Raw genomic sequence first — 20,347 nt, 5'->3', positions numbered from 1 at the left:
ATAATGTTAGAAGTTAGAAATACGCTGATACATGAAGATGTTTTACAACAGAAATTTGTGTGTCATTTAGAAAAGTGCAAAGGGGCCTGTTGTGTAGAGGGAGATTCGGGAGCACCATTAGAAGAAAGCGAACTGGATATTTTAAAAAAGGTATACCCGTTGGTAAAACCTTATATGACGGCAAAAGGTATTGAGGCCGTAGAGCAGGATGGAGAATATGTTATTGATGAAGATGGCGATTATACAACCACCTGCGTAGATAAAAATAAAGAGTGTGCTTACGTTACATGGGAAAATGGAATTACCAAATGTGCTATAGAAAAAGCGTATGAAGAAGGGGTGGTGGATTGGAAAAAACCCATATCATGCCATTTATACCCAATCAGAATAACGGCATACCCTGAGTTTGATGCATTATATTATGATAGATGGGGAATTTGCTCTTCTGCCTGTAGCTTTGGTCAAGAATTAAACGTAAGGGTTTACGAATTTTTAAAAGAACCTTTAATAAGAAAGTATGGAAAAGCCTGGTATGAAGAACTTATCCAAAAGCTAAACGAGCAATAATGTTACAATACTAACCAAAAGTTTATAAATTTGCAGACCTTACTAAACACTACCGAGATTTGAAAGGAATAATATTAGCAGGGGGATCGGGAACACGCTTACACCCTCTGACTCTGGCCGTAAGTAAACAAATGATGCCGGTTTATGATAAGCCGATGATTTACTATCCCTTATCTACATTGATGTTGGCAGGGATAAAAGATATTTTGATTATATCTACCCCACATGATTTGCCCGGGTTTAAAAAATTATTAGGCGATGGTAAAAGTTTAGGCTGTAATTTTTCTTATGCAGAACAACCTTCACCAGATGGTTTGGCTCAGGCCTTTATGATAGGTGAAGATTTTATAGGGACCGATAAAGTAGCACTAATCTTAGGAGATAATATTTTCTATGGCGATGGTATGGCCAGATTGCTTCAATCTAATACTAATGTAGAAGGAGGAGTGGTTTATGCTTATCCGGTACACGACCCCGAGCGATACGGAGTAGTGGAGTTTGATAAAGATAAAAACGTGATTTCGATAGAAGAAAAACCAACCGAACCTAAATCAAACTACGCAGTTCCCGGATTGTACTTTTACGATAATGATGTAGTGGAGATTGCTAAGAATATAAAACCCTCACCAAGAGGTGAGCTGGAAATTACGGACATAAACAAAGTATATCTACAACAGGGAAGGCTAAAAGTAGGGGTTTTGAGTAGAGGTACGGCATGGTTAGATACCGGTACGTTTGATTCTTTAATGCAGGCGGGGCAATTTGTGCAGGTTATTGAAGAAAGACAATCCTTAAAGATAGGCTGTATAGAAGAGATTGCTTTCCGTATGAAATTTATTGATGAAATCCAATTGAGGACATTAGCACAACCTCTGTTGAAAAGTGGTTATGGTAAGTATTTGTTGGATATTGCAGATAAGAAAATTTTGTAGTCTTTTTTAGAAGATTCTGAGTATTGGAGAGAAAAGGGAGGAGTGGAGTCACATTGAGCGTAGTCGAAATGTAGAGTAAGTGTATAAGAAATGAAATATTATTATGTTTATATCTTAAAATGTAGTGATAATAGTTGTTATACAGGAGTTACTAATAATATAGAGCGTAGAATGTACGGATATTTAACAGGAGAGAGTACTAATAAAAAGGGGCTTCGACTCCGCTCAGCCTGACAAAGACGGTAAATCTGAGATATTACATAGGTTCTTTAGTATGTTGAGGGACTTGAAGCAGAAGAATTAACTCTATCGGAAAGGATGTCACATTGAGCGTAGTCGAAATGTAGAGTAAGTGTATAAGAAATGAAATATTATTATGTTTATATCTTAAAATGCATTGATAATAGTTATTACACAGGAGTTACTAATAATATAGAGCGCAGAATGTACGAACATTTAACAGGAGAGAATACTACCTGTTACACATATAAGAGAAGGCCGATAACACTAGTGTTTTGTGAAGAATTTAATGACATTAATCAAGTAATAGCTTTTGAAAAACAAGTTAAAGGTTGGTCAAGAAAGAAAAAAGAAGCGATTATTTTAGGTAATTGGGATAAATTAAAATATTTAGCTACATGTAGGAATAGCAGTCATTATAGTAATAAATGAGGCTTCGACTCCGCTCAGCCTGACAAAGATGTAAATATATATGTCACATTGAGCGGAGTCGAAATGTGGTGTTAGAAAAGCGCGAAAGATTGAGTAGCATATTATAGATAAAAAAATGAAACCAATAGATGGTATAACTCTTAAAATATGGGTGGTTTGTGTTAAGTATCATAGGGTTATTTGGTGAATAAAAAGATTAAGGAAAAAAATGAAAGTAGCATTAATAACAGGTATTACAGGACAAGACGGAGCTTATTTAGCCGAGTTCTTATTAAAAAAAGGATATGAGGTACACGGTTTGAAAAGAAGATCTTCCTTGTTCAATACCGATAGAATAGACCATTTATATCAGGATCCACATGAGCAGGGAGTAAAACTCAAGCTACATTTCGGAGATTTAACAGATTCAACCAATTTAATCAGGTTAATTCAGGAAATACAACCTGACGAAATATACAATCTGGCTGCAATGAGCCATGTTAAAGTGAGTTTCGATACTCCTGAATATACAGCAAATGCCGATGGTATAGGTACTTTACGTATTTTAGAAGCTGTAAGATTGTTAGGCTTAACAAAAAAAACTAGGGTTTATCAGGCTTCCACTTCAGAGCTTTATGGATTAGTTCAGGCTGTTCCTCAGTCAGAAACCACCCCGTTTTATCCAAGATCACCCTATGCTGTAGCTAAAATGTACGCTTACTGGATTACGGTAAACTATAGAGAAGCCTACGATATGTATGCTTGTAACGGAATATTGTTTAATCACGAAAGTCCTATAAGAGGAGAAACTTTTGTGACAAGGAAAATAACAAGAGCTGCCGCCAAAATTGCTTTAGGACTTCAGAACTGTCTTTATTTAGGAAATCTTTCTGCACAAAGAGACTGGGGGCATGCTAAAGATTACGTAGAAGCCATGTGGTTAATTCTACAACAAGAAAAACCTGAAGATTTCGTTATAGCTACGGGAATTACAACTACGGTAAGAGATTTTGTGAGAATGACTTTCGCTGAACTGGGAATAGAAATTGAATTTAGTGGAAAAGATGAGCATGAGCGTGGAGTGATTATAGATGTAGACCAAAGTAAAGTGCAGGAGTTAGGTTTGGATGAAGCATCATTGAAAATCGGACAAACAGTAGTAAAAGTAGATCCTAAATATTTTAGACCAACGGAAGTAGAACTCCTTTTGGGAGACCCTACAAAAGCAAAGCAAAAGCTGGGATGGGAACTGAAATATGATTTACCGGGACTGGTGAAGGATATGATTCATTCAGATTTACACCTGATGAAAAAAGATCAGTATTTGAAACAGGGAGGTTACCAAACTATGAACTACTTTGAGTAAATTACAACTGCTAATAAATGTAGCTGATAGATAGTTGATTATAACCATTAAAAAGAGTAATAGTAAAGTTAATGAATATTAAGAAGGTTGTTCTATTATTAAGTGTGCTAATAATGTTGTTCACTACATTTTCAGTGAAAGCACAGAACATTAATCAGCAAAATTTCAGTAATATCAGGGTTGATGAGCTTAGTGATGAACAGATAAGGCAATTTATCCGTCAGGTAGAGTCTTCCGGGATGTCCGAGGCCCAATTGGAGCAAGTTGCTACAGCTAAGGGAATGTCCTCTACGGAGATTCAAAAGTTAAGACAAAGGGTAGAGAAAATCAAAACTCAAACTGGTGGAGCAGCTACCGGTTCTGCAACAAATAAGCAGGCTACACTAAAGAGTAAAGATGGTAGTCGTAGCCGATCTTTTGAAGGAGAGGTTGATTCTCTGAGCAAATCCGACAATAAAAAGACCGAGACAGAAGCGGAAATAGCATTAGCATCTCTACGTTCTAAAATTTTCGGGAAAGAGCTGTTCGCAAACTCCTCCACAACTTTTGAACCTAATCTTAAACTGGCTACTCCGCTTAATTATGTGATTGGGACGGGAGATGAAATTCTATTAGACATTTACGGCTACTCGGAAGTCAGCCATCAATTAACCGTTAGTCCCGAAGGAAATATTAATATTCCCTATGCAGGAGTAGTTCCTGTATCCGGTTTAACCGTAGAAGCTGCTACTTCAAGAATTAAATCTAAATTATCTTCTATATATAGCGGATTAAACAATGGAACCACCAAGTTAAGCATTGCCATTGGAAACATCAGGAGTATAAAAGTTATTCTTACCGGAGAAGTAACCAAACCCGGAACTTATACATTGCCGTCTTTAGCCACCGTATTTAATGCATTATATTCATCAGGAGGACCTACCGAAAACGGATCTTTTCGTGCTATAGAAGTTATCCGTAGTGGAAAGAAAATAGCCACTCTGGATGTTTACGATTTCTTGCTCAAGGGAGATTTGAAAAACAATGTCCGTTTGCAAGATCAGGATATTATCAGGATACCTACTTATCTGAACAGGGTAGAAATTGTAGGAGAGGTTAAACGTCCGGCCATTTTTGAACTAAAGAACGGTGAAAGCCTCCAGAATTTACTTGATTTTGCAGGAGGTTTTACAGAAAGAGCTTATCAGGCCAGAATAAAAGTGTTGAAAAATACAGCAACAGAAAGAAAAATATCAGATGTAGTTGCTGATGCTTTTTCAACTTATAAACCACACACGGGAGATAAATTCTTTGTAAACGAAATTTTAGACAGATTTGAGAACCGGGTTTCAGTAACAGGAGCTGTTTTTAGACCCGGACAATACGAACTTACTTCCGGTTTAACCGTTAAAGAATTGATTAAAAAAGCGGAAGGGCTAAAAGAAGATGCATTTAAAACAAGAGCTTATATCGTGAGGTTGACACCATTAAACGATACGGAGATTATTTCGCTGAATCTGGAAACCCTATTGAATGGATCAGGTCCGGATGTTTTGTTAAAAAGAGAAGACGTTTTACATATTTCCTCAATATTTGATTTGAGAGAGGAGTATTCTGTCACCATAGATGGCGAAGTAAGAAATCCCGGACAATTTGATTATGCGGAAAATATTAGTTTAGAAGATCTTATCATTCAGGCTGGAGGATTTAAAGAGTCTGCTTCGCCACAACGTATAGAGATTTCCAGAAGAGTTATCAATACAGATAGTGCAGCCATTTCTGCAACAGCCAAAACCGCTCAGGTTTTTCAGATAGATATTAATAAAGACTTAAGTGATATAGCATCCAGGTTTATATTAAAACCTTTTGATATTGTAGTGGTCAGGGGAACTCCGGGTTACGAAACTCAAAAGCAAGTTCGTATAGAAGGAGAGGTATTGTATCCGGGAATCTACAGTATAACCAGAAAAGACGAAAGAATATCAGATCTAATCCAAAGAGCCGGAGGTTTAACTCAGTTGGCTTATCCTAAGGGTGCTTCCTTAAAACGGGAAGGTAAAATGGCTAATCAGCTGGATCAAGAGAAAGAAGAACTAAAAATTCAGCAGTTTAAGAAAAACTCTAAGGACTCAACAGATGTACAGTTAGAGAATAAAGTCATCAGAAATAATTTTGTGGGAATCAATCTGGAAGAAATATTGAGAGTTTCCGGAAAGAGCAACGATTTATTTTTGGAAGAAGGAGATATTATTTCTATTCCGAAAGAACTGCAGACTGTAAAGGTAAGTGGGGAGGTATTATCCCCTAATACTATGCTATATGTAAAGTCGAAAGGATTTAAACGTTATATTAATAATGCTGGAGGATTTTCGCAAAAAGCATTAAAATCCAGAGCCTACATTATTTACGCCAATGGGTCCGTAAAAAGCACCCGGAAATTTTTGTTCTTTAACAATTATCCTGTTGTAACTACAGGCGCAGAAATTTTTGTGCCGAAAGCAGAAGAAAAACGTAAGATGACTACAGGTGAAACAGTGGGATTGATTTCGGGTTTGGCTTCTCTTGGAGCAATAGTTCTGGGGATTATGAATATGGTGAAATAAATAATGAGTTAATAACGAAGCTTGTTGTTAATGGCCTTTCGTTTTCATACCAACGAGCAATAAATAACGATAAATATTAGCAACTAGATTTGGTTGCATTGAGGCTTTCGAAATGTGATCTGTCAATATAAAATATGAAGAAAAAAAAGTGATTTAGAAAACCGTTTGTTATGTCGATTTTCGATAATGTCAGGCAGAGGCTCTCGATATGTCTGTTGAGCGGAGTCGAAACATCAATACAAGCTTAGCCAAAGAGCATGTCACTCTGAGCGGAGTCGAAGGGAATGTCACTCTGAGCGGAGTCGAAGAGAACAACGAAAAACAAACAATTAATATCAAAGAGGCCAATGGGAGAAACAGATAACATAGAATACAAGTCTGAGTGGAAAGACGATTTTCTAAAGGTTATCTGTGCTTTTGCTAATACTAGGGGAGGAATTCTCTATATTGGGAAAGATGATGAAGGAAAAGTTGTGGGGCTTAAACAAGCTAAAGAATTATTAGAGCAGCTGCCAAATAAAATAAACAATAGGTTAGGTATCATAAGCTCTGTTTCCTCTCAAAAGGATAGGGGGAATGAGTTCTTAAAGATAGAAGTACAGCAGGCATCGGTTCCGATTTCTTTTCAGGGCAGATATTATAAGCGGAGTGGAAGCGTTGTACTCGAACTACAGGGAAAGCAACTGAGTGATTTTTTATTAAAAAAATCAGGGGTAACCTGGGATTTTTTAACAATCGATGATGTTTCTTTAAAAAATTTGAACGAACAAAGTATAGAGAAATTCAAATCCTATGCAGAAGACCGTCTACCTTCTATCTTGTCCGAAAAGGATAATCTTTCAGTGTTGCATAAGCTAAATCTTGTAGAAAAGGGAAAGTTAAGAAGGGCTGCTGTAATGCTTTTTGGTAAATCTGTGAAACTCTGGTTTCCGCAGGCACATGTCAGGATAGGGCGTTTTCTGTCCGAAACAGAAATGATAGCCAGTGATATCGTCGAGGGGAATCTGTTCGAGCAGGTAGAATCTGTTTTCGATATACTACGTAAAAAATATTTTATCAACCGGATTCATTATGAAGGGATTCACAGGCGTGAAGTACCTCCTTATCCTATAGATGCGTTGCGTGAAGCACTCATTAATGCGCTTATCCATAGAAATTACCATTCTACAGCAGCTACACAAGTAAGAATATATAATGATAGGTTACAAATCATCAACGATGGGGGACTGGCAGAAGGAATGACGGTTGAGGATCTGAAAAAAACTCACCTGTCGCAACCCCGGCATATTTTGCTGGCTGATGTCTTTTATAAGGCCGGTTTTATTGAGAGCTGGGGCAGCGGTACATTAAAGATAACGGAGATCTGTAAAGAGCATGATTTAAAAGAACCTGAGTTTGAACAACAAGGTAATTACTTCTCTGTAACATTTTTTAGCAGTACTGTTGAAAATGAACCTGAAAATGAACCTGAAAATGAACCTGAAAATGAACCTGAAAATGGGCGGTATAAATTGATTATTTACGAGATTAAAAAAAATAAATTTATCAATATTGATCAACTGGCAACTAAAATGAATGTAAACCGGTCGACGATAAAAAGAGACTTGTCTGCACTAAAAGATAAAGGTGTGATCATGAGAACTGGTCCGGCAAAAGGAGGGTGTTGGGAAATATTAAAGAAAGAATAGTAATTTAGAAACCGTTTGTCGTTCCTCGTCTTTCGTCCATCGAGAAATGAATATAGAATAACTAACAACTTGTGAAAGAAAACCAATATATAGAATTTAAAAGCAGTTTTAACGATGCTGCTATAGAATCTTTGGTTGCTTTTGCTAACACCAGCGGCGGAACAGTCTATATTGGCGTAGATGCAAGAGGAAATGCCCTTTCGGGTTTTGCTATTGGAGAAGAAACTGTTCAACAATGGCTTAATCAGATTAAAATTAAAACCCAACCGTCAATTGTTCCCGATGCTAATCTAAAGGAATTGAAAGGAATAATAGTGGTCGAATTGGTCATTCCCGAATATCCCATAAAACCAGTCTCTTTTAAGGGGCGTTATTATAAACGGATCGAAAATTCCAATCACCAGCTTAGTTTACAGGAAATTTCAAACCTTCATCTTCAAACCTTTAATAGTAGCTGGGATAATTATTTTACCAATTCTTATACTCTGGAAGATGTCTCTTTAGAGAAGGTGAGGGCATTTATCAGGTTAGTCGAAAAAGTCAGGCAGATTCCGTTATCAGACGACCCGCTCATGGTACTCTATAAGCATGAGCTTATTAAGGAAAATCGAATAAGCAATGCCTGTCAGTTATTATTTGCAAAAAACGATGTTTTTTCAGCTACTGTTGAGTTGGGAAGATTTTCCTCACCGGATCTGATAAAAGACGGTTTTACTTCCAGATCAGATTTGTTTGGTCAGGTAGAGGAAATACTTTCTTTTGTCAGGAAGCATACGAATAAAGAATTTATTATTACGGGGCAAGCACAGAGAGAGGAACGTTGGCAATATCCCCCTGAAGCTATCCGGGAAATTGTGATCAATATGATTGTTCACCGGGATTACCAACATTATGGAGATTCCCAGATAAAGGTGTTTGATGATTATATCGAATTTTTCAACCCGGGAACTCTACCAGATAATCTCTCCGTAGAACAATTATTATCCGATCGGTATGTGTCACAAAGCCGGAATAAAAAAATAGCGGTACTATTTAAAGAATCCGGATTAATAGAAAAATATGGTTCGGGTATCAGAAGAATAAGGAATGCCTTTATTGCTTACGGTTTAAAAGAGCCTGTATTTGAAAATTTTCAGTATGGTTTTAGAGTAACTGTTTTTTCCAGGGTCGGAGGTAAGGTCGGAGGTAAGGTCGGAGGTAAGGTCGGAGATGTAAATTTAACGGGTAATCAGAAAAAAATTCTGGAAATATTGAAAGAACAACCCTCTCTTAGTGCTAAGGAGCTGAGCCGTATCATCGGCCTTTCACAAAGAAAAGTAGAGGAAAATATCAAAAAACTGAAAGAAAATGACAGGCTTATGCGTATAGGAAATAATAGAAAAGGATATTGGCAGGTAATAGAAAACAAGGTATAGTTAAAAACAGTAATTTAGGAGCTTGTTTGTCGCTCACCAGTTAACAAATATCGAGAAACAAGCAAAGACAAGGCCTGTTTGTTGAATGTTTTGGCAAGCTCAGTACAGGCTGTCAAAACATCTAATAACTAGCGAAAAAACATTAACAAATAGATCCAGTCACTTGGATACTCTAGAAATACGGTATCCCGGTGAAATATGAAGAAAGAATAGTAATTTAGCAATCAGTTTGTTACATTCATTTTCGATAATGTCATGCTGAGGCTCTCGATATGTCATGTTGAGCGGAGTCGAAACATCAATACAAGCTTAGTCGAAGAGCATGTCACTCTGAGCTTAGTCGAAGGGAATGTCACTCTGAGCGGAGTCGAAGAGAACAACTAAAAACAAACAATTTAAACATTAACATCGCCAATGGCAGAACAAAAACATATCAAAACATCACAGCAACCGGAACAGCAAACAGCTCGAGTAGGCGAAACCTATTCCAATACTGCTGACGACGAAATATCTTTAAAAGACCTCATTCTTAAAATTAAAGAATGGATTTCTTATTTATGTTCTAAAAAATGGACTATTATTATTGCTGGACTTATTGGAGGAGTTTTGGGATTAACCTATTCTTTGATTAAGAAACCAATTTATACGGCCACTACAACATTTGTTTTAGAATCGGGCGAAAAAGGTGGTGGTTTAGGAGCCTATGCAGGTTTGGCTTCTATGGTGGGTATAGACCTTGGTGGTGGCGGTGGTGGTATTTTTCAGGGGGATAATATACTCGAATTATATAAATCCCGTTCTATGATAGAGAAAGCATTGTTGGATACAGTTACTATAGATGGTGAAAAAATGTCATTGATAGACCATTATGTTGATGTTAACAAATTAAAGGAAAAATGGTGTCAAAAGCCGGAAACTAAAGATGTAATATTTAATAAGCAACCAAATCGTATAAAAGATTCGTTGGTGACTGATATTATTAATGGAATAAATAAAAATATTTTATCGGTAACAAAACCGGATAAAAAGTTATCTATCATTAAAGTAGATGTGAAATCAGAAGACGAGCAATTTTCTAAACTTTTTAACGAAAAGATTGTGCAGACGGTGAATGATTTCTATGTGGAAACTAAAACTAAAAAGTCATTGGATAATATAGCCATTTTGCAGCACCAGACGGATTCGGTAAAAGCTGTGATGTATGGGGCAATTTATCAATCTGCTGCGGTGGCAGATGCTACGCCTAATTTGAATCCAATCAGACAGGTATTGCGTACACCGGCTGTGCGATCACAAATAAGTGCAGAAGCAAATAAAGCGATGTATAGCGAATTGGTGAAGAATCTGGAATTAGCGAAAATCACGGTGAGAAAGGAGGTGCCTTTGATACAGGTGATTGATGAACCGGTGTATCCATTGGAAAAATACAAATTTGGAACCATGAAGGGATTAATTAGTGGTGGATTATTTGGCGGGCTTTTGGTTATTATAATTTTATCGATAAAAAAACTATTTCAATATATTAACAGGTGAATAATTATAAAATTGCTATAATAGGATTAGGTTATGTAGGCTTACCTCTGGCCCTTGAGTTTTCAAAAAAGTATTCGGTTATCGGATTTGATATTGATATAGATAGGATAGATGAGTTAAAAGGAGGAAAGGACCGAACCCGTGAAGCAGACTTAAAAGATTTAGAGGGTGCTATCGCAAACGGAATTTCCTTTTCATCTGATCAAAATGATTTAAATAATTGTAATATATTTATTGTAACCGTACCAACCCCTATCAATGAGTTTAATTCTCCTAATTTAGCTCCTTTACTTCAGGCGTCTGAAATGTTGGGTAAAATATTAAAGAAAGGGGATATCGTTGTATACGAATCTACTGTTTATCCAGGCTGTACTGAGGAAGATTGTGTACCTGTATTAGAGAAATTCTCCGGCTTGAAGTTTAATCAGGATTTTTATTGTGGATATTCTCCTGAGCGTATTAATCCCGGAGATAGGGTAAATACACTAACTAAAATTAAAAAAGTTACATCTGGTTCAACGCCGGAAATTGCCGAAATTGTCGACCAATTGTATTCGAGTATAATAGTCGCTGGAACACATAAAGCTCCAAGTTTAAAGGTAGCAGAAGCGTCTAAAGCAATTGAAAATGCACAAAGAGATGTAAACATCTCTTTTGTAAATGAGTTAGCCTTAATATTTGACCGTATCGGTATTGATACTACCGATGTTATTGAGGCAGCCGGAACAAAATGGAATTTCCTAAAATATAAACCGGGTTTAGTAGGTGGTCATTGTATAGGAGTGGATCCATATTATTTAGCTCACAAAGCGGAGTCTTTAGGTTATCATCCTCAGGTTATTCTGTCGGGACGTCGGGTTAATGATAATATGGGGATGTTTGTGGCTAGTAAAGTCATCAAGTTGATGATTCAAAAAGGGCATAAAATACAAGGAGCCAGAGCTTTGATCTTGGGTATCACGTTTAAAGAAAATTGCCCAGATATCCGCAATTCCAGAGTGATTGATATTTATGATGAATTAAGGCAGTTTGGGCTAGAGATAGATGTGTATGATCCATATGCGGATTATTCGGAAGTGGAGAAAGTATATAAAATTCGATTGGTAAGTGAAATCTCCAAGCAATATGATGCAATAGTTTTGGCTGTAAGTCATCAAGAGTTTATAACATTGGATTTTAAAGAATTAAGAAATGGGCATAATTCAGTTATTTTTGATACTAAATCTTGTTTAGACCGTAATTTAATAGATGCCCGATTATAAGATGGATAAGATACAAATGGTTGACTTGAAAGGTCAGTATTTAAAAATTAAACCGGAAATTGATAATGCTTTATTAAAAGCAGTGGAAGATGCAGCATATATTAATGGACCCCAAGTAAAGCAATTTACTGAAAGTTTAAAAAGTTTTAATAAAGTAGCCGCAGCTATTACTTGTGCTAATGGAACTGATGCACTGCAAATCGCTATGATGGGGCTAGGTTTTAAACCAGGAGATGAGGTTATTGTTCCGGCATTTACTTACATCGCCACAGTTGAGGTAATCGCCCTTTTAGGGCTTATACCTAAATTTATTGACATTAGGGAAGATACATTTGAATTAGATTATACCCAACTAGAGGCGCTTATTTCTGATAAAACTGTGGGTGTCGTCCCAGTTCATTTATTTGGACAATGCTCAAATATGGAGGCTGTATTAGCTGTTGCAAAAGAATATAAAATTGCGGTAATTGAGGATACCGCCCAAGCCATGGGCGCACAATATATATATGGGGATGGCACAACTGCCTTTGCAGGTACGATTGGGGATATAGGAACAACTTCTTTTTTTCCTTCTAAAAATCTGGGTTGTTTTGGTGATGGAGGTGCTCTGCTAACACAAAACGTGGAATTGGGAGAAAAGGTTCAGATTATAGCCAATCATGGTCAGAGAAAAAAATATTATCACGAAACTATTGGTGTAAACTCTAGGCTCGATAATATACAGGCAGCTATTTTAGATGTTAAACTAAGATATCTCAATCATTACAGTGAGTCCAGACAAAAAGTTGCCGAAAAGTATGACGAATCTTTTAAAGATCTGACAGAACTCATTATCCCTAACCGGGCTAAATATTCTACTCATGTTTTCAATCAATACACTTGTAAAGTTAAAAATGGCAAAAGAGATAAATTGAAAGCCTATCTACATGAAAAGGGGATTCCTACAATGGTTTATTATCCTGTACCTGTACATTTACAAGAGGCTTACTTAGTGTACGGTTATAAAAAAGGAGATTATCCTGTTGCAGAGCGCATGTGTGATGAAGTAATTTCGCTTCCCATACATACCGAAATGAAAATTGAAGTTCAGGAATTTATCATAGAAAATATCATAAATTTTTTTAATAAGGATGGAAAATAATTATTTTGTTCACGAAACTGCGGTTGTAGATGAAGGTGCTGTGATTGGTGAGGGTGTGAAAATCTGGCACTTTTCTCACATCATGTCTAACTGCCAAATAGGTGAATATTGCAATATTGGGCAAAATGTAGTGGTATCACCGGGGGTCATTTTAGGTAAAAATGTTAAGGTACAAAATAATGTCTCTATTTATACCGGTGTAATCTGTGATGACGACGTATTCCTCGGCCCCTCAATGGTATTTACCAATGTAATAAATCCCCGGAGTGCAATAAACAGGAGAGATCAGTATGCTAAAACCCATGTGGGAAAGGGGGTAAGTATTGGTGCGAATGCAACTATTGTATGCGGCCATGATATTGGTAAGTATGCTTTTATAGGTGCTGGTGCTGTTGTAACTAAAACCATAGCTGATTTTGCATTGGTTGTTGGAAATCCTGCAAAGCAAATTGGTTGGGTGGGCGAATACGGACACCGGCTTAATTTTGATGAGTCGGGTTTTGCCATTTGTCCGGAGAGTAAACAAGAATATAAGTTAGAGTTTAATACGGTAATAAGAGTGAAGTAATGACACAAAATAAAAAAATCAGGTTTGCAGTAGTTGGATGTGGTCATATAGGCAAAAGACACGCCAGCATGATTCAGGGTAATCAGGATTGTGAGCTCGTCGCTTTATGTGATGTTAAACCAAAAGCCGATCTTGGGATTGAAGCATATTCAGAAGCGGCCTTGTTTTCGTCAATCGACAATCTAATTCAGTCAAATCTCGAATTTGATGTAATATCTATTGCCACACCCAATGGTTTCCATGAAGAACATGCGATTAAGGCATTGGATCGAAACTGTCATATCGTGGTTGAAAAGCCTATGGCACTTACAAAGGCTGGATGTGAACGTGTAATTTTTAAAGCCTTACATAAACATAAGCAGGTATTTTGTGTAATGCAAAATCGCTATTCGCCACCTTCCGAATGGCTTAAAGGAATTTTAGATCAGGGGATTCTGGGCAAAATCTTTATGGTTCAAATTAACTGTTACTGGAACCGGGATGACCGATATTATAAGCCTGATCCCCTCACTGGAAAACCAAGTACCTGGCATGGAACTAAGGCTCTTGATGGAGGAACACTTTTTACTCAATTTTCGCACTTTATTGATCTAATGTATTGGTATTTTGGTGATATAACCAATATCAATGCAAGGTTGAATGATTTTAATCATAAAAACTCTACAGATTTTGAAGATTCAGGTTTTGTGAATTTTGATTTTGTTGATGGAGGGATGGGCAGTTTAAATTACTCAACTGCTGTTTGGAACAAAAACCTGGAAAGCTCTATAACCGTTTTAGCCGAAAACGGGTCGCTTAAAGTTGGTGGACAATATATGAATGAAGTAGAATATTGTCACATCAAGGATTATGAAATGCCAGTTTTAAAAGAGAGCAATCCACCAAATGATTATGGACCTTACAAGGGGTCTGCAGCCAATCATCATTATATTTATGAAAATATAGTTAACGTGATAAAAGGCAATGGTAATATTACAACCAATGCACTGGAAGGCTTAAAAGTAGTGGAGATTATAGAAAGAATTTATGCTTCCAGTAGCAGTAAGTGAAAATACTAAATAAGTTTAATTTTAAGAGTAAAAATTTAATATTAGTATTAGTAAGTGTTTTAACTCAAGTTTTGCCAATACTAATATCACCAATTTTCTCAAGAATATATTCTCCTGAGCAATTTGGCGAATTTTCTATTCTCCTGAGTTATTCAAGTATCTTTGTGATTTTTTTCTCCGGAAAATACGAATTAGCTTTATTGTTGCCAAAGCACGAAATAGACATCAAACGTGTTTTTCAATTATGTTTGGCCGTTATTTCTTCTAGTTTCTTATTTACAACAGTGCTATGTATTGTTTATTATGTACTTTCTAAAATATTTAATTTAAAATTTGACCCAGTTTATTTGATAACCCCACTTTATGCAAGCTTAATTGCTATATATCAACTATCATGTTATCTTTTGTTATATCTGAAACTTTTTAGAGAACTATCATTAAATAGATTCATCAAATCATTCGTAACCATTATCGTAATTGCATGTTTGGGATGGTTTTTTAAAGGTGTAAATGGCTTAATTATAGGGTCGTTTATTGGTCAGTTTTTATCGATCGTGTTATGCTTTGATCTATTAAATAAAAAAAGCCTGCGATTCCGTCATCTTCAAATAATTAGAGGTTTTGCAAAGTTTAAATCGATTATGGTTGAATATATTAATTTCCCAAAATATTCTCTCCCCGCAGATTTAATCAATGCAGTTGTTAGCCAGGCACCAGTATTTATCCTCTCCATATATTTTAGTAAAACCATAGTCGGTTATTATGGCTTTGTTGTTACTGTAGTACAGGTCCCGATTTCGATTATAGCCTCAGCGGTTTTGGATATATTTAAAGAAATGTCAACAAGAGAGTTTAAAGAAAAAGGTAACTGCAAAAATTCCTTTAAAAAAACTTTTTTGCTATTACTTGGAATCAATATTATACCCTTAACCGTTATTCTTGGTTGGGGTCCATTAGTTTTTGAGTTTGTTTTTGGTACTAAATGGTCAATCGCAGGAAGTTATGCACAGGTAATGGTTATAATGTTTTTTATTAAATTTATCTCCAGCCCACTGAGTTATACATTTATTTTAATGGGAAGACAAAAATTAGATTTATATTTGCACCTTCTTATCCTGATACTTTTGATATTGTCATTATTCGCTGGTATATATTTTAATCTCAGCGCCTTTAATTTCTTAGTTCTGATTGCAAGTGTTTTTGGTTTTATTTACTTAATTTACTTAGTTAAATCTTATGAATTTTCTAAAGGTTACGGTGAAAAAATTTCTTAAAAGGCTTTACTTTGCGCTCCTTAAAAGTAATTCACTCACACGAATAGTTTATGAAACACGCGAAACCCAGACACCTGTATCGGTTTGGCAAATCGTTAAATATAAGATTTTTAGAAAAGGTATTTATTGGCCTGTACATCCGTCAAGCAAGGTTGCTAACTTTAGAAATGTTGTTATTGGAATTGAAACATCACCAGGTCTTATGCCAGGTTGTTACATTCAGGGAAATGGTAAAGTATATATAGGCGATTATACGCAAATTGGACCAGGTGTGGGAATTATTAGTTCTAACCATGATATTTACGATAATAGAATAGGGGTTTATACAACTGTGGATATTGGCAAATATTGCTGGATTGGTATGAACGCTGTTATCCTGCCCAACGTAACCTTAGGCGAGTACACAATTGTTGGTGCTGGTAGCGTTGTAACTAAATCATTCCCTGAAGGTTATGTGGTTGTAGGTGGTAATCCTGCAAAGGTTATCAAGAAACTCGACCCCTCAAAGTGCATAAAACATGTAAGTGAGTTTGAATACAATGGTTTTATCAAACATAGCAAATTTGAAAAATTTAGAAGATTAAAATTAAATGTCTAATGATAACAATAGTAGATTATGGTTTGGGTAATTTGGGCTCAATAAAAAACATGTTAAAAAAGATTGGGGTCGTTTCAGACATTACCGATGATCATGCTAAAATTTTCAATGCAGAAAAACTCATTTTACCTGGTGTTGGAGCTTTTGATGATGGTATGAAAAATCTTCGTGAAAAGGGATTGATAGAAATATTGAGCAAAAAGGTTTTAATAGAAAAAGTGCCAGTGTTGGGTATCTGTTTAGGAATGCACCTCATGACACAGAGCAGCGAAGAGGGTAAGCTTCCAGGATTGGGATGGATTGACGGACAGGTTGTTAAGTTTCCTGATAGCCATAATGAGCAGAAACTAAGGAACCCCCATATGGGCTGGAATGTAGTAAATCCAGTAAATAAGGCTGAAAACGGGATTTTTAAATCTGATTTTAAAGAATTGCGCTTCTACTTTGTCCATTCTTACTATGTACAATTATCGAATTCCGAAGAAGTGATCGGACAGACACAATACGGAAAGCATTTTGTATCAGCCTACAGGAAAGACAACATCATTGGGATGCAATACCATCCTGAAAAGAGTCACAAATTTGGTATGGCAATCCTTAAAAACTTTAATGAAATTTAATGTTAAAAGCAAGAGTAATTCCTGTATTGTTATTACACGATAACGGATTGGTTAAAACTAGACGGTTTACCGATCCCGTATATGTTGGCGACCCGGTAAATGCAGTTAAAATTTTCAATCTAAAAGAGGTTGACGAATTGATATTCTTGGATATCAATGCATCCAAATTAAATAAAGAACCCGATTATGAATTGATTTCAGATATTGCAAAAGAGGCGTTTATGCCATTTGGTTATGGTGGTGGAATCAATAAAATCTCACAGATCAGAAAACTGCTCCGTATCGGAGTGGAAAAGATAATCATCAATACAGCACTAAGCGATGAACATTTTGTTAGAGAAGCTGTGGCCACATTTGGAAGCAGTACGATAGTGGCTTCAATCGATATTGATCAAGAAAGCATCTACGTTCATACTAAAAAGAAAAAACAGCACTGCAAGCTCCTCGAATATGTACGCAAAATTGAGGAATTAGGGGTTGGGGAAATCATGGTCAATAGTGTTGAAAGAGATGGTATGTATGTGGGCTATAATATACCATTATTACTACAAATTGCCTCAGCCGTTAATCTCCCTGTTATAGGCTGTGGTGGTGCAAGAAATATCGACGACGTTAAAGAATTGATTACTCATACAGAATGTCAGGCAGCAGCTGCAGGTAGCATGTTCGTTTTTTACGGAAAATTTAAGGCTGTTTTAATAACTTATCCCGAAGAGTCGGAATTACTAAATTTAGGAGTGTCATAATGAAAAGGGAATATCAGATCTGTACAAAAACCATCATGGATACAAGCGATCCTGAAATCACTTTTGATACCGAAGGCGTAAGTAATCATGTACGCTTATATGAAGAAGCTAAAAAGCAACTGTTGATTCCCGATCATCTTAAAGATCAGGCCCTAGAAGATTTGGTAAAGAAAATCAAAAGCGATGGAAAGGATGCCGATTATGATTGTATCATTGGATTGAGTGGTGGGGTAGATAGCTCTTATGTAGCCTATCAGGTAAAAAAATTGGGACTCCGTCCACTTGCTGTACACTTGGATAATGGTTGGAATTCAGAATTAGCTGTAAAAAACATTGAACAAATTGTAAAAAAACTTGATATCGACCTTTATACTTATGTAATCAACTGGCAAGAGTTTAAAGAGTTGCAGCTGGCCTTTTTGAAAGCATCAGTAGTAGACATTGAAATGTTAACTGATAATTCAATATGTGTAATTATCAATATGTTAGCAAAGAAGTTTAAGGTTAAATACTATTTAGTAGGTACAAATGTTACTTCTGAAGCTATTATGCCCAGAAGTTGGCTCTATAACATCAAATACGATACCTTAAATATCAAAGCCATTTATAAGAAATTCGGAAGGGGAATAAAAATTCCGTCTTTTCCTATGTTTAAATTTATTCCTTTTATTATTTATAGGTATATTTCTGGGAGTAGAAGGTTTTCCAAGTTTGACTTTCTAGCCAAGATAAAAGTCTTATCATTACTTAATTATATCGATTATGATAAAGAGAAGGCTGCCGATCTTTTAGTAAAAGAGATTGGATATACCAAATATGCCGGTAAACACTATGAATCCAATTTTACCAAATTCTATCAGGCCTACATTTTACCGAATAAATTCGGCATTGATAAAAGAAGAGCTTTTTTGTCGTGTCTAATTCTATCAGGTCAACTTACCAGAGAACAGGCTTTGGAAGAAATCAAAAAGCCACTATATAATCAAGAAGAACTGGAAGAGGACATTGAATATGTTTGTAAAAAATTTAAGCTCACAAGAGTCGAGTTTGATGAGATTATGAAAAGTGAACCCAAGTCGCATTATGATTATTTATCATATGATGGGATACATCATAAAATCATGAAAATTTTTAGATGAAATTAGTATTTGTAACAAACGATATCAGTTACTATGGGGCCTCAAGAAGCTTAAGGTCTTTAATAAAAGGACTGCAGGAAGTTTATGGAAATAGTATTGATATTTATTTGGTTATTCCAAAGCGATTAAAATCAAAAAATGATTTTAATGCCATATCATTGTGGTTTGGTGTCCCGGTACCTAAAATACATGAATTCTGCTTGCCTTTTTATAACAACTATAAAGGTAAATTAGAATCCTATTATCATGTACTGTTTAATTTAAAATGGAAAATCAATAAAAAGAAGTTTTACGGCTTTTTGAAGAAAGAAAGGTTTGATTTTATTCAGCTTAACTCGTTAACGCTATTGGATGTTGCAAACAGCGGATTTCCAATGGTGTTACATGTAAGAGAAACCATTAATGAGCTTGATAAAAGTTCTTACATACAATATAAATTAAAGGAATTAAGAAAGATTATTTTTATAGATGGGACCACAAATTCTGCTTTAGAGAAATTTGAACTACCTGAAAAATGTATCTTAAATAACCCCTTTTCGATGAAGGAGCTTGCTTATGTTAAATCTTCAAAAGAACTTATTTTTTTACAGGACCTTTGCGCCGGAAAAACCGTATTCTCTCTTATTGGAAAGATACATAAGGACAAAGGGACAGAATTTTTTTTAAATGCTTTTAAACAAATAGAAGAAGATAATAAGATCTTATTGATTAAAGGAGGCGGCAATGCAAATTATGTTAAGTATTTGAAATCAATTGCACCTTCAAACGCTGTTTTCTTAGATGCAGGCCCCAACGTAGAAAATCTATATTTAATATCTGACTACATAGTGAGGGGCGAAGAGTTTCCTTGTATAGGGCGAACAACGTTTGAGGCGCTATATGCTGGCTTAGGTGTTATTCTCCCAGGTAACGAAAATTATTATCTGGAGCATCTAAATGATTATAGTAGATTTGGCAAAAGCGTGTATACTTACAATCCGAGAGACACTCATGAGTTAATTAGTCTGGTCCAAATGTTGAAACCGATTGATAAATTTGATAAAAAATTGCTCAGCAATATTCCGGAATACGTTAAGCAATTTTTTGATTTTATTAAAAAATGATAGGAACAAAAGTAATTCATAAGCTATTGAGGATTAAAAAGAAGATAATAATTAATCCTAAAGGGAAAAAGCATGCGTTGATTTCTTATGTGCTATTTCCTCCACGGCCGTTT

At 35.8% G+C, this 20,347-nt stretch carries 19 protein-coding genes; all 19 read left to right on the top strand.

The genetic code is table 11. The annotated features are described in order from the left end of the window. The first annotated feature begins 3 nt into the window (after positions 1-3). The 19 genes from ACFSAH_RS04045 to ACFSAH_RS03955 all read left to right on the top strand — a co-directional run bounded on the left by ACFSAH_RS04045 (position 4) and on the right by ACFSAH_RS03955 (position 20,234). On the top strand, positions 4-567 hold the full coding sequence (locus ACFSAH_RS04045) for a DUF3109 family protein (protein WP_379661415.1): 564 nt from the start codon (positions 4-6) through the stop codon (positions 565-567). 59 nt (positions 568-626) lie between these two features. Continuing rightward, on the top strand, positions 627-1,499 hold the full coding sequence (gene rfbA / locus ACFSAH_RS04040; RefSeq protein ID WP_379661414.1) for a glucose-1-phosphate thymidylyltransferase RfbA: 873 nt from the start codon (positions 627-629) through the stop codon (positions 1,497-1,499). A 90-nt stretch (positions 1,500-1,589) separates the two neighbouring features. Next, complete coding sequence (locus ACFSAH_RS04035) at positions 1,590-1,733, top strand: GIY-YIG nuclease family protein (RefSeq protein WP_379661413.1); 144 nt, start codon at positions 1,590-1,592, stop codon at positions 1,731-1,733. A gap of 129 nt (positions 1,734-1,862) precedes the next feature. After that, the gene (locus ACFSAH_RS04030; RefSeq protein WP_379661412.1) at positions 1,863-2,171 is read left to right on the top strand and encodes a GIY-YIG nuclease family protein; all 309 of its coding nucleotides are present in this window, start codon (positions 1,863-1,865) and stop codon (positions 2,169-2,171) included. Positions 2,172-2,379: 208 nt separating this feature from the next. Further along, a complete protein-coding gene (gene gmd, locus ACFSAH_RS04025) occupies positions 2,380-3,516 on the top strand; it encodes a GDP-mannose 4,6-dehydratase (RefSeq protein ID WP_379661411.1) in 1,137 nt (378 codons plus the stop codon). Between the two features lie 71 nt (positions 3,517-3,587). Further along, positions 3,588-6,098, top strand: a complete 2,511-nt coding sequence (locus tag ACFSAH_RS04020) for an SLBB domain-containing protein (RefSeq protein ID WP_379661410.1) — start codon at positions 3,588-3,590, stop codon at positions 6,096-6,098. A gap of 347 nt (positions 6,099-6,445) precedes the next feature. Continuing rightward, complete coding sequence (locus ACFSAH_RS04015) at positions 6,446-7,786, top strand: ATP-binding protein (protein WP_379661409.1); 1,341 nt, start codon at positions 6,446-6,448, stop codon at positions 7,784-7,786. Between the two features lie 71 nt (positions 7,787-7,857). Further along, positions 7,858-9,201 carry an ATP-binding protein gene (locus ACFSAH_RS04010; RefSeq protein WP_379661408.1) on the top strand — a complete coding sequence of 448 codons (1,344 nt, stop codon included), beginning with the start codon at positions 7,858-7,860 and terminating at the stop codon, positions 9,199-9,201. 414 nt (positions 9,202-9,615) lie between these two features. Continuing rightward, complete coding sequence (locus ACFSAH_RS04005) at positions 9,616-10,734, top strand: Wzz/FepE/Etk N-terminal domain-containing protein (protein ID WP_379661407.1); 1,119 nt, start codon at positions 9,616-9,618, stop codon at positions 10,732-10,734. Beyond that, a complete protein-coding gene (locus ACFSAH_RS04000) occupies positions 10,731-11,996 on the top strand; it encodes a nucleotide sugar dehydrogenase (RefSeq protein ID WP_379661406.1) in 1,266 nt (421 codons plus the stop codon). Before ACFSAH_RS04005 ends, ACFSAH_RS04000 begins: the two co-directional genes overlap by 4 nt. 1 nt (position 11,997) lies before the next feature. Continuing rightward, complete coding sequence (locus ACFSAH_RS03995) at positions 11,998-13,137, top strand: DegT/DnrJ/EryC1/StrS family aminotransferase (RefSeq protein WP_379661405.1); 1,140 nt, start codon at positions 11,998-12,000, stop codon at positions 13,135-13,137. Further along, a complete protein-coding gene (locus ACFSAH_RS03990; RefSeq protein ID WP_379661404.1) occupies positions 13,127-13,705 on the top strand; it encodes an acyltransferase in 579 nt (192 codons plus the stop codon). The genes ACFSAH_RS03995 and ACFSAH_RS03990 overlap by 11 nt, the downstream gene beginning before the upstream one ends. Beyond that, positions 13,705-14,754: a Gfo/Idh/MocA family protein gene (locus tag ACFSAH_RS03985; RefSeq protein WP_379661403.1), complete on the top strand. Its 1,050-nt coding sequence runs from the start codon at positions 13,705-13,707 to the stop codon at positions 14,752-14,754. The genes ACFSAH_RS03990 and ACFSAH_RS03985 overlap by 1 nt, the downstream gene beginning before the upstream one ends. After that, on the top strand, positions 14,751-16,028 hold the full coding sequence (locus ACFSAH_RS03980; RefSeq protein ID WP_379661402.1) for a lipopolysaccharide biosynthesis protein: 1,278 nt from the start codon (positions 14,751-14,753) through the stop codon (positions 16,026-16,028). The genes ACFSAH_RS03985 and ACFSAH_RS03980 overlap by 4 nt, the downstream gene beginning before the upstream one ends. After that, a complete protein-coding gene (locus tag ACFSAH_RS03975; protein ID WP_379661401.1) occupies positions 15,991-16,626 on the top strand; it encodes an acyltransferase in 636 nt (211 codons plus the stop codon). The genes ACFSAH_RS03980 and ACFSAH_RS03975 overlap by 38 nt, the downstream gene beginning before the upstream one ends. Continuing rightward, positions 16,626-17,246: an imidazole glycerol phosphate synthase subunit HisH gene (hisH, locus tag ACFSAH_RS03970; protein WP_379661400.1), complete on the top strand. Its 621-nt coding sequence runs from the start codon at positions 16,626-16,628 to the stop codon at positions 17,244-17,246. The genes ACFSAH_RS03975 and hisH overlap by 1 nt, the downstream gene beginning before the upstream one ends. Continuing rightward, on the top strand, positions 17,246-17,992 hold the full coding sequence (locus ACFSAH_RS03965; protein WP_379661399.1) for an AglZ/HisF2 family acetamidino modification protein: 747 nt from the start codon (positions 17,246-17,248) through the stop codon (positions 17,990-17,992). The genes hisH and ACFSAH_RS03965 overlap by 1 nt, the downstream gene beginning before the upstream one ends. Then, positions 17,992-19,131 (top strand): N-acetyl sugar amidotransferase, encoded by a 1,140-nt coding sequence (locus tag ACFSAH_RS03960; RefSeq protein ID WP_379661398.1) that lies wholly within the window; start codon positions 17,992-17,994, stop codon positions 19,129-19,131. The genes ACFSAH_RS03965 and ACFSAH_RS03960 overlap by 1 nt, the downstream gene beginning before the upstream one ends. After that, complete coding sequence (locus ACFSAH_RS03955) at positions 19,128-20,234, top strand: glycosyltransferase family protein (protein ID WP_379661397.1); 1,107 nt, start codon at positions 19,128-19,130, stop codon at positions 20,232-20,234. The genes ACFSAH_RS03960 and ACFSAH_RS03955 overlap by 4 nt, the downstream gene beginning before the upstream one ends. The last annotated feature ends 113 nt before the right edge of the window (positions 20,235-20,347 follow it).

Source organism: Pseudopedobacter beijingensis (assembly GCF_042678145.1).
Classification (GTDB): Bacteria; Bacteroidota; Bacteroidia; order Sphingobacteriales; family Sphingobacteriaceae; genus Pseudopedobacter; species Pseudopedobacter beijingensis.
Note: the sequence above shows the minus strand (reverse complement) of the source record. Positions and strands in the feature narration are given on the sequence as shown.